Raw genomic sequence first — 2,520 nt, 5'->3', positions numbered from 1 at the left:
GCTCGGGCGCTGCGCCGACCACGCCGTCCTCGACGATGGCGTCGCCGGTCGGCTCGGGCGGCAGGGGCCGTTCGATGCGGGCGCGCATGTCCGGGTCCTTCAGCAGGACCGTGCGCATCACCTCGCGCGCGCGCGGCGCCCCGGCCGTGGCCCCGCCCTTGCCGCCGTGTTCGACGATGACCGCCACCGCATAGCGCGGCGCATCCACCGGGGCGAAGGCGACGAACAGATTGTGGTCCTTCAGCGCCCAGATGTCGCTCTTGCGTGAGCCGGTGCCATAGTTGCGCACCTGGGCCGTGCCGGTCTTGCCGGCCATCTGGATATCGCCCAGGCCGAGCTGGCTCTGACGATAGGCGGTGCCGGATCGATCGTTCGCCACCGCGATCATGCCCTGGCGCACATATTCGATATGTTCGGGCTTGAACGGCAGGTCGGGCGCCTCGGCGCCGCTGGGCTGTTCCACCCCGCCGATGGACTTGATCAGACGCGGCTGCAACGCCTTCTTGCCGTTGGCCAGACGCGAGGTCATGACCGCCAGTTGCAGGGCGTTGACGGTGATCGCCCCCTGGCCGATGGCGACAGAGGTCGTCTCGCCGGGGTGCCAGACCGGATCGCGCGGGAAGGTCCGCGCCTTCCATTCGGTCGAGGGCAGCAGCCCCTTCTTCTGATTGTCCACCCCGATGTCGAAGGTGTGTTCGAACCCGACCGCCAGCGCCGCCTTGCGGATGTTATCCACGCCCGCCCGGTTGCACATGGCGTAGAAATAGACGTCGCAAGAGTTCTTGATGGCGTTGTGCATGTTCTGCACGCCGTGGCGGCCCCAGCAGCGCTGCACCCGGTTGCCGGTGCGATAGGCGCCGGTGCAGACCACGGTGATGTTGGGATCGACCCCGGCTTCCAGCAGGGCCAGCGCCGTCGTCGGTTTGAACGTCGAACCCGGCGGGAAGGTGCCGTTGATCGTCTTGTCCAGCAGGGGCTTGCGCTCATAGTCGGCCAGCGCGCGATAGGTCTTGGTCGGCACCCCGCCGACGAACAGGTTCGGATCGAACGACGGCGCCGACATCATGCACAGGATGTCGCCGTTGCGGACATCCATCACGACGCAGGCCCCGGACTCGTCGCCGAACACCTCCAGCGCCCGGTTCTGCACGTCGGCGTCCAGCGTGAGCACGACTTCCTTGCCCGGGACGGCCGGGCGCGACCCGCCGATGTCCTCGGCGACCACGCGCCCGCGCGCATCGACCTCGACCCGATTGCCGCCCGGCTCGCCGCGCAGCGACAGGTCCAGCGCCTTTTCGACGCCCTGACGCCCGATACGGAAACTGGGGTTGAACAGCAGCGGCGGCGGCTGTTGGCCCTTGTCGCGCAGCGCCTTGACGTCCCGGTCCGACACCTTGGCCACATAGCCGACGACGTGGGCGAAGGCCCCGCCGAACGGATAGTATCGGGCCTCGTTCATATCCACCATCACGCCGGGCAATTCGTTGGCGTACTGATTGACCTTGGCGAACTCCTCCCAGGTCAGGTCGCTCTTGACCGGCACGGGATTGAACTTGGACGCCGCATTGACGTCGCGGATGATGGCGCGTCGGCGTTCCAGCGTGTCGGGCAGCACCTGGCCCAAGAGGTCCAGCGTCTGGTCCAGATCCTTCGTCTCGTCGCGCACGACCAGGACGCGGAAGCTGGGCCGGTTGCCGGCGATGACGACCCCGTTGCGGTCCTTGATCAGGCCGCGCGGCGGCGGCACCATGCGGAAGTTGAACTGGTTCTGCGACGACAGGGTCGCATATTCCTGGGCCTGCACGACCTGCAGTTGACCTAGCCGGCCGATCAGCGCCGTGATCCCCAGCGCCGTGGCCCCGCCCACGATGAAGGTTCGCCGCAGGAAGGAGCCCTGCCGCTCGTTGACATCTTCGAAGAAGATGGAGGGCTCGCCGCTCATCGGAACCGAATATCCCCGTCATCGAACCGGTCCAGCATCCAGTTGGCCGCTGGATACAGCATCAGCGTCGGCGCGATCTGCGCGATCAGCGGCACGATGGCCGGCGCATTGGCCGCCCGCACCGCCACGATCATATAGGCCAGTCCAAAGGCGCCCAGCGTGCAGGCCGCATAGGCGCCGAAGCGGATCAACCCCTCATGCCCCGCCATCAGATTGCGCGACATCAGGACCGTGAAATAGACCGCCATCAGGCACAGCGCCCACAGGCCCAAGGGCGCGTTCCAGAACAGGTCCAGAAACAGGCCCAGCGCGAAAAGCACCGCCGGCGCCGTCATCGACGGCCGGATCAGCGGCCAGGCGAAGGCCAGGATCATCGGTATGACCGGCTCGGGCAGATGCAGGCCGAACAGCTGCAGCGGCGTCGCCAGTACGACGGTGGCGGCGACGGCGGCCAGGGCCGGATAGACGATCCACTGCAAGGGCCCGACGACGCGAACCGCGACCGGCCGTCTCACAGCGCGCCCCCCGGCGTGGGCGCCGAGGTGGCTGCGGGCGTCGCAGCCGGTGCTGCAGGGCTG

General features: G+C 67.8%; 2 protein-coding genes. Both read right to left on the bottom strand.

The window, feature by feature from the left end:
• Positions 1 to 1,942, bottom strand: a 1,942-nt coding sequence (gene mrdA / locus RTU05_RS17880; RefSeq protein ID WP_312599634.1) for a penicillin-binding protein 2, incomplete at its 3' end; no start/stop codon positions are given.
• Positions 1,939 to 2,520: hypothetical protein (locus RTU05_RS17875; protein ID WP_312599633.1), on the bottom strand; the 582-nt coding region annotated here is incomplete at its 5' end. The genes RTU05_RS17875 and mrdA, both read right to left, overlap by 4 nt.

Origin of the sequence: Brevundimonas sp., from assembly GCF_032017145.1 — a bacterium.
Taxonomy (GTDB): domain Bacteria; phylum Pseudomonadota; class Alphaproteobacteria; order Caulobacterales; family Caulobacteraceae; genus Brevundimonas.
This window is presented reverse-complemented; position numbering and strand designations above follow the sequence as displayed.